The 7,618-nt window shown below is 42.3% G+C and carries 7 protein-coding genes; all 7 read left to right on the top strand.

Going from position 1 to position 7,618, the window contains the following annotated elements; all coding sequences use genetic code 11:
- A partial coding sequence (locus ACTNDQ_RS06405) for a NifB/NifX family molybdenum-iron cluster-binding protein (RefSeq protein ID WP_441064204.1) occupies window positions 1-371 on the top strand: 371 nt, incomplete at its 5' end.
- 208 nt (window positions 372-579) lie between these two features.
- Window positions 580-1,290, top strand: a complete 711-nt coding sequence (locus ACTNDQ_RS06400; RefSeq protein ID WP_270609706.1) for a sulfite exporter TauE/SafE family protein — start codon at window positions 580-582, stop codon at window positions 1,288-1,290.
- 44 nt (window positions 1,291-1,334) lie between these two features.
- Window positions 1,335-2,528: a PucR family transcriptional regulator gene (locus ACTNDQ_RS06395; protein WP_441064202.1), complete on the top strand. Its 1,194-nt coding sequence runs from the start codon at window positions 1,335-1,337 to the stop codon at window positions 2,526-2,528.
- Between the two features lie 241 nt (window positions 2,529-2,769).
- Window positions 2,770-4,107, top strand: a complete 1,338-nt coding sequence (locus tag ACTNDQ_RS06390; protein ID WP_015525486.1) for an aminotransferase class III-fold pyridoxal phosphate-dependent enzyme — start codon at window positions 2,770-2,772, stop codon at window positions 4,105-4,107.
- Window positions 4,108-4,125: 18 nt separating this feature from the next.
- Complete coding sequence (locus ACTNDQ_RS06385) at window positions 4,126-5,253, top strand: iron-containing alcohol dehydrogenase family protein (protein ID WP_279200598.1); 1,128 nt, start codon at window positions 4,126-4,128, stop codon at window positions 5,251-5,253.
- A gap of 113 nt (window positions 5,254-5,366) precedes the next feature.
- Window positions 5,367-5,702 carry a P-II family nitrogen regulator gene (locus ACTNDQ_RS06380; protein ID WP_015525489.1) on the top strand — a complete coding sequence of 112 codons (336 nt, stop codon included), beginning with the start codon at window positions 5,367-5,369 and terminating at the stop codon, window positions 5,700-5,702.
- Window positions 5,703-5,729: 27 nt separating this feature from the next.
- Entirely contained in the window at window positions 5,730-7,265 is a 1,536-nt protein-coding gene (locus ACTNDQ_RS06375) for an APC family permease (RefSeq protein ID WP_118368510.1), read from the top strand.
- Window positions 7,266-7,618: the final 353 nt, after the last annotated feature.

The raw sequence follows: 7,618 nt of genomic DNA, 5'->3' as shown, positions 1-7,618 counted from the left end.
GACAGATTTTCCAGCACTTTGGACACACAGAGACATTTAAGATTTACGATGTAGAGGAAGGAAAAGTAGTACATTCAGAAGTAGTAGATACCAATGGAAGCGGACATGGCGCATTGGCAGGAGTTCTTAAAGCATTGAATGCAGATATTTTGATCTGTGGCGGAATCGGAGGCGGCGCACAGACAGCGTTAGCGGCAGCCGGCATTAAGCTTTTCGGAGGAGTTTCCGGAGATGCGGATGAAGCAGTAGAAGCGTTTATCAATGAAACACTCGATTATAATCCGGATGTTAAGTGTTCTCATCATGAGCACAGCCACGGGGAAGGACATACATGTGGCGAGCATGGATGTGGAAGCCATAGCTGTCATTAAGAAAAATAGCAAAAAATAATAATACAAAAGAATGTGTCAAGGTAATGGAGAAAGGCAACTGTTGACTTTTGCTTTTTAGCGTGCTAAAATCGAGAGTGTAGAAAAACAAAGACGTTTTGCAGTCATTATTGCAAAGCGTCTTTTTATTTTATCAGCAGTGATAAAGAGTGTGCGGTAAACAGATAATACAGAAAAGGAAGAATGCTTTATGAAAGAATTGTTATTTTTGCTTGTATTGTTTGTTTCTAATGTTATTCAGGCTATCACAGGGTTTGCCGGTACGGTATTGGCGATGCCGCCTTCCGTTTATTTGCTTGGGCTGGATCATGCAAAGGTGGTCCTGAATGTTATGGCCTGGCTGTCCGGACTGATGATCGCAGTGACCGGATATCGACATATAAACTGGAAAGAATTGCTTAAGATGTCTGCGGTCATGTTGGTTGGAATGTTTGCAGGGATACAGATCTGCCGGATCGTGAAATCTGAAAATATTCTTCTGACAATATATGGAATCATAATCGTCGTAGTTGCATTAAAGAATCTGTGCATCCATACAGAGAAAAAACTTCCGGATTTCATTTTGTGGATAGTTCTGATCCTGGCAGGGATAATTCATGGTATGTTTGTATCAGGAGGGGCTTTACTTGTGATCTATGCAACACAGGTACTGAAAGAAAAAGAAGAATTTCGTGCGACAGTGGCCCCTGTATGGGTGGTGCTGAATTTTTTTCTGATGGTTACCCAGTTCAGGAGCGGCCTGGTTGGAACGGCAGATATTCGACTGATCTGTATCAGTATCTTGCCATTACTTATAGCTACATGGTTAGGTAAAAAGCTGGTATGTAAAGTATCTCAGAAGGTATTTCTGAATCTGACTTATATACTGCTTCTGATATCTGGAGTATCTTTGATCGTCTGATGCAGTTGATCACAGGAAGCTGCGGTGGAGAAAGGTGTATAAATATGGCAGTAACATTGCGTGAGATCATAAAACAGGTACAGCATCTGGAGATGAAGCTGGTAGCAGGTGAGACAGGACTGGATCATGAAGTGTCATGGACTCATATGGTAGACAGCGACACGATTTCTGCATTTCTGCAGGGACAGGAGCTTACTTTTACAACTGGATTAGGATTGAATGAAAATCTGACTCTTCTTCGTCTGGTAAAGGAAGTATGGCGAAACAAAGCCAGTGGAATCGTGATCAATACAGGGCCTTATATCAGTGAGATCGGACAGGATGTTATTGATTTTGCAAATGAAAAGGGATTCCCGGTATTTGAAGTACCGTGGAGGGTTCGAATGGCTGAAATCATGCGGATCATATGTTTTGCAATAACAAAAGAGCAGCAGAACGCAATTGAGGTTGCGACGGCACTGAACAATGCCTTTTTATGTCCGTCCCAGGAAGAACTGTATGTTTCGGCACTGATGAGAAAAGGGTATTTTACAGACAGTGCATATACGGTTGTGAATGTGTGTGTTCTGGAAGACAATGATCGTGTAACAGGAACAAGGCTAGAGCAGATTTTATCTAAACTGAGCAGTCATATCCGCTGTAATTATAATGGGATTTTGTGTTGTGCCCAGGATAAGCAGATCCTTCTGGTTTTGTGTGATTATTCTGATGAAGCATGCAGAAAAACTACGGAGAGGATTTTTCAGATACTATGCAGGATGGTATGTCAGAAGGAACAGATTTTTGTAAGTGTAAGTAAGCAGATTTCCGGGATCAGGCAGATTTATAAGAGCTATCAGTTTGCGGAAAAAATGTCTGATCTATTATGTGTCTGTCAGGTTCCGGGCGAGCAAAGCACAGATGGCGGAAAGATTATTTTTTACAAAGATCTTGGGATTTACAGGGTACTGCTCACACTTACAGATAAGGAAGCAATAAAAGAATATCTGGCAGATACAGTAGCTCCATTGTATGAATATGATGAGATGAACCACTCAGATCTGGTCAGAGTACTTCAGTGCTACCTGGCTAACGACTGCAGTGTCAAAAGTGCGTCACAGGAATTGATCGTACATCGAAATACAATTAATTATAAGCTTGGAAAGGCCGCTGAGATACTTGGAAAAAATCTTTCTGATTTTGATGTGCGTTTTCAGCTGAGGCTGGGTTTCCTGTTATATCAGATGAATGAAATATAAAAGGAAAATGCGGCAGCAGAATAATAACGATTGTGCTGCAGCACAAAAATAATTGGATAGATGTCTATTGCAGACAGCCAGTGTCGAGAGTAATATATGACTCAGATAAGACAAAGGCGTCTGGTTCACAAATGAATGTGGGCCGGGCGCTTTTCTTATTCTACAACAAATAATAAGTTTGTTTACCGCAAAAATGAACAATATTTAAAACTGAATTACAGATAAAGAGGAGGAAGTTATTATGAGTTTAACAGGAAAAGAAGTAGCACAGATGCACAAAGATTATGTGATGCAGTCATGGGCAAGATCAGGAGCAGATACTTTACCGGTAGAAAGAGCTGAGGGAATTTATTTTTACGATTATGATGGAAAAAAATATGCAGATATGGCTTCACTTCTGGTGTGTTCCAACCTCGGACATGAGCTTCCGGAGATCGTTGAAGCGATCAAGGAACAGGCTGATAAGATGTGCTTCATGGCACCGGCATATGCATCCGAGCCTAAGAGCATGCTGGCAAAAATGCTTGTAGAAGCAGCAGGAGCAGATACATACAAGAGAGTTTTCTTCACAAATGGTGGAGCAGAATCCAATGAGAATGCTATAAAAATGGCACGTATGGTAACCGGAAGAACCAAGATCTTTTCCTGCTACAGAAGCTATCATGGAGCTACACTTGGAGCATCCAATGCTTCCGGTGACTGGAGAAGATATGCAGCAGAGATCGGTGGTGCAAATGGGTTCGTACACTTTATGAACCCTCAGATGTATCGTGACGGATATACAAAAGGAGTTGATGATGCAGAGGTAACGAAAAAATATCTGGATGCGCTGGATCTGCAGCTCAGATATGAAGGCCCTGGAAATGTGGCAGCAATCCTGATGGAGTCTATAGTAGGTGCAAACGGTGTCATTCTTCCTCCAGACGGATATATGGAAGGTGTTCGTGCACTTTGTGACAAATATGGAATCCTTCTGATCTGTGATGAGGTTATGGCAGGATTTTACCGTACAGGAAAAATGTTTGCATTTATGAATTTCGACATGAAACCGGATATCATTACATTTGCAAAAGGTGTTACCTGTGGTTATGTACAGCTGGGCGGATGTATTGTAAGTAAAAAGGTTGCGGAGTATTTTGAGGAAAATGTTCTTCAGTGCGGACTTACTTACAGTGGACATACACTTGCATGTGCGGCTGGTGTAGCAGCAATGAAATATTATAAAGAACACGACATCGAGGGCCATGTAGCTGAGATGCACGAGATCGTTGCTCCGTTTATGGATGAGATGGTAAAGAAGCATAAATGTATTGGTGAAGCAAGATGTATCGGCTTGTTCGGTGCACTTGAAGTAGTCAAGAATAAAGAAACCAGAGAACCGATGCAGGAATACGGCGTACCCGGACCGGTAATGCCGTGGATATTTGCAGAATTAAAGAAACGTGGCTTTGCAACCTTCGGACGTGAGAACTTTATTGAAATCTGTCCGCCACTGATCATCACGAAAGAGGAGCTGGAAGAGTATCTCCCGATCCTTGATGAAGTGCTTACAATGGTCGATGAAAAATTTTGTGACTGATAAAGCAGGAGGTAGTCTATGAACTGGGATTATCTACAGCCGGTAAAAATTCATTTCGGCAAAGGCAGAGTAAAAGAAATTAAAGAAATAGCCAGAGAGCTTGGCTGCGAAAGAGGCCTTCTGGTGGCAGGACCGTTTTTCTTTAAAAGCGGTCTTGCCGAAAAGGTCATAAAAGAGTCAGAAGGAATGATCGTTGCTTCTTTTGGAGATGTTTCTCCAAACCCGGACGTTGCAGAGGTAGATGCCTGTGCGGAAGTGATCCGGCAGAAAAATATCGGATTTGTGGTAGCACTGGGTGGAGGCAGTCCCATGGATTGTGCCAAAGCAGCTGCCAGTGTAGCTCTGACTCCGGATTCCATCCGTAAGTATCATGGAACCGGAGTAGCAATGCCGGAGAAACATCTTCCACTGATCGCAGTTCCTACGACTGCAGGAACAGGAAGTGAAGTGACCTGTGTATCAGTTCTTTCGGATCATGCAAATGGAAAAAAAGCGCCGATCGTATCAGAGGGATTTTATCCGGCAGCAGCTATCATTGATCCTGAACTTACTTATACAATGCCACCGCAGGTTACGGCAGGAACAGGAATTGATGTTCTTTCCCATGCGATCGAAGGCTATTGGAGCAAAGGTCATCAGCCGATCTGTGATGTACTTGCGATGCATGCAGCAGAACTGGTATTCAAATATGTTTACAGAGCATACAGGAAGCCCGATGATGATGAAGCAAGGGAGAAAATGTGCGAAGCATCTTTGATCGCAGGATTGGCGTTTACTTTACCGAAAACCACTTCGTCCCATGCGTGTTCATTTCCATTGACCAATATTTATCACATCCCGCATGGCGAGGCGTGTGGCCTGACCCTGGATTATTTTATAAGAATCAATGCAAAAGGCGAAGGTGGTGAACGTGTAGAGGAATTTGCCAGAAGGATTGGATTCAAAGATGCAGAAGAGATGGCGGATGCAGTTCTTGAATTAAAGAAAAAAATGGGATTGCGGTGTGATCTGAAGGATCTGGAGCTTGATGATGATCAGATTGCGGAGCTGGTTCGCATCAGCAGACACCCGAACCTTTATAACAATCCGGTAGAGATCACAGACGAGATGCTGGATGAGATGTATCGATATCTGGCCGGAAAGTGAAAGATTTTGATTGAATATTGAAAAAAATAATGATAATATAGAGAGAGACGATGGAGTCCGGATACTTTGGTATCTGGGCTCTTTTTGTATTTATGGATGGGAGATGAAGGATTATGAAACTGATCACAGCAATCGTAAGACCTGAAAAAGTCATGGATGTCATCAAAGCACTGGAGCAGGAAGGATATTTTGCTTTTTCAAAATGGGCAATTTCAGGAAGAGGTAAGGAAAAAGGAATTCAGGTAGGGGATGTCCTTTATCAGGAAATGGCAAAAAACATGCTGTATATTACTGTTGGGGACAAAGAAAAAGATGAGGTTGTAGATATTATCATTAACAGTGCAAAGAGTGGGCAGTATGGACATTATGGTGATGGAAAAATTTTTGTTTCCGATATCAGTGAGGCATATACGATCAGTGAAGAAACCAGAGAAGATGATGATGAATGATATGATTGATGAAGCAGGAGGATATATATGGGTGAAAGAAATAAAAGAACAAAATTAAAAAAATCCATGGGACCTGGTTCGATCTGGGCAGTTGCAGTCGGTTCCATCATTGGATGGGGATGTTTTATACAGGGTGGTCTCTGGACAGAACGTGCAGGTGGACCGCTTCCGCTGTTTCTGGGATTTCTGGCAGGCGGTCTTTTAATGATCGTGGTAGGCTACAGCTATTCTTATATGATCGCAAAATTCCCGGTAGCGGGTGGTGAATTTGCCTATGCATATAAAGGCTTTGGAAGAACTGCTTCGTACATATGCGGATGGATGCTGTCGCTTGGATATCTGTCTATTGTAGCTTTGAATGCAACGGCACTTCCGGTATTGGCATCCTATATTTTTCCTGGAGTCTTTAACAGAGGTTACCTGTATACAATTGCAGGATATGATGTATATATGGGTGAAGTCGGATTATCCCTGTTCTTTATCATACTTTTCGGGATCATGAATTACAAAGGTGCGAAATCTGTAGGAAATCTTCAGCTTGCGATGGTCCTTATCATGTGTGCAGCGGTTGTTGTATCAGTCATTGGTGTGATCGCAACAGGACATTTTGATGCTTCAAACTTGCAGCCGGCATACGGAGCCGAAGGCAAGTCTCTTGGAAGCGGTTTTGTATCTATCCTGGCATTGGCTCCGTTCCTTTATGTAGGATTTGACTGTATTCCACAGGCGGCAGAAGAATATGATTTTCCACCACAGAAGTGCAAAATGCTGATCATTTCAGCATTGATCGTAGGTGCTTTGATCTATGGTGCAATGGCACTGGTGACAGATTGTGTTGTTCCCTGGCAGCAGGTTCTGACTATGACAGATGCGAATGGAACTCTTGTAAAATGGCATACAGGTGCAGTTCTTGATCTTGCAATGGGAAAAGTTGGTGTGTGCTTTGTGGCACTGGCAGTGTGCATGGGGATTTTTACCGGTATGAACGGATTCTTTATGACATCCAGCCGTCTTTTATTTGGTATGGCAAGAGCAAAAATGCTTCCGTCAGCTTTTGAAAAGGTTCATCCGGAGCATAAAACTCCATCCATATGTGTTGGGTTTACCATGATCATCTGCTGTATCTGCCCATTTTTCGGCAGAGAAGTGATCGGCTGGGTTGTAGATATGTGTTCCGTAGGTACTGCGTTCGGATATTTCTTTACCTGTGCAGGTGCTTATATTCTTCTGAAAAAATATGGCGATGATACAGATACAAATAAAATCCATCCGGCAGTAGCAATGGGCGGCTGCGTGATCTCTGTTGTAATATTACTGCTTCTGATCGTGCCCGGTTCTCCAGCATTCATGGCTCCACAGTCCTTTGCAGCACTGATTGTGTGGGTGTTGATGGGAGTTACCTTCTATTTTGTTTCAAAGAAAAATTTTGCGAAAGTCACTAAGAGGGAAATGGATTATCTGATTCTTGGAAATGTACAGGTAGTTCGAGGACTGAGAAAAGGAAAAGACCAGGGAAGAGTTGTGCAGGGTAATATTGTGGCTGATCAGAGTAATAAATCTTAAAAGGTAATAAAACGGCTGCAGGCCTATAATACTTTCAGGGTAACAGAAAAACTTCCATTCAAAAAATGGGAGTTTTTCTGTTGCCGGAGTATCATATTTGCAAGGTGTGATTTATAAAGTATCTTGACAGAGGTGCCGATCCTGTTATACTATTAAAACTGATAAAGGGGAGTAACCTACGTTTGGAAATCTGCGTTTGCAGTGTCGTCAGTACGGTGGAAACATCCGGCGCTGCAGGGAAATGGTGAGACTTTTATTGCATTTTTTGTTGTGCAATAAGGGTTTCTTTTTTTATATCCTTTTATCAAAAAAATCCTTTATTGCATAAAAAAATTACAGTTGGTGAATATTTG

Source organism: Blautia massiliensis (ex Liu et al. 2021) (assembly GCF_052064225.1).
Taxonomy (GTDB): Bacteria; Bacillota; Clostridia; order Lachnospirales; family Lachnospiraceae; genus Blautia_A; species Blautia_A fusiformis.
This window is presented reverse-complemented; position numbering and strand designations above follow the sequence as displayed.

Excerpts from the sequence above, each read along its gene's own strand:
- ACTNDQ_RS06400 (WP_270609706.1), top strand. The coding sequence starts at position 580 with ATGAAAGAATTGTTATTTTTGCTTGTATTGTTTGTTTCTAATGTTATT.
- ACTNDQ_RS06395 (WP_441064202.1), top strand. The coding sequence starts at position 1,335 with ATGGCAGTAACATTGCGTGAGATCATAAAACAGGTACAGCATCTGGAG.
- ACTNDQ_RS06390 (WP_015525486.1), top strand. The coding sequence starts at position 2,770 with ATGAGTTTAACAGGAAAAGAAGTAGCACAGATGCACAAAGATTATGTG.
- ACTNDQ_RS06385 (WP_279200598.1), top strand. The coding sequence starts at position 4,126 with ATGAACTGGGATTATCTACAGCCGGTAAAAATTCATTTCGGCAAAGGC.
- ACTNDQ_RS06380 (WP_015525489.1), top strand. The coding sequence starts at position 5,367 with ATGAAACTGATCACAGCAATCGTAAGACCTGAAAAAGTCATGGATGTC.
- ACTNDQ_RS06375 (WP_118368510.1), top strand. The coding sequence starts at position 5,730 with ATGGGTGAAAGAAATAAAAGAACAAAATTAAAAAAATCCATGGGACCT.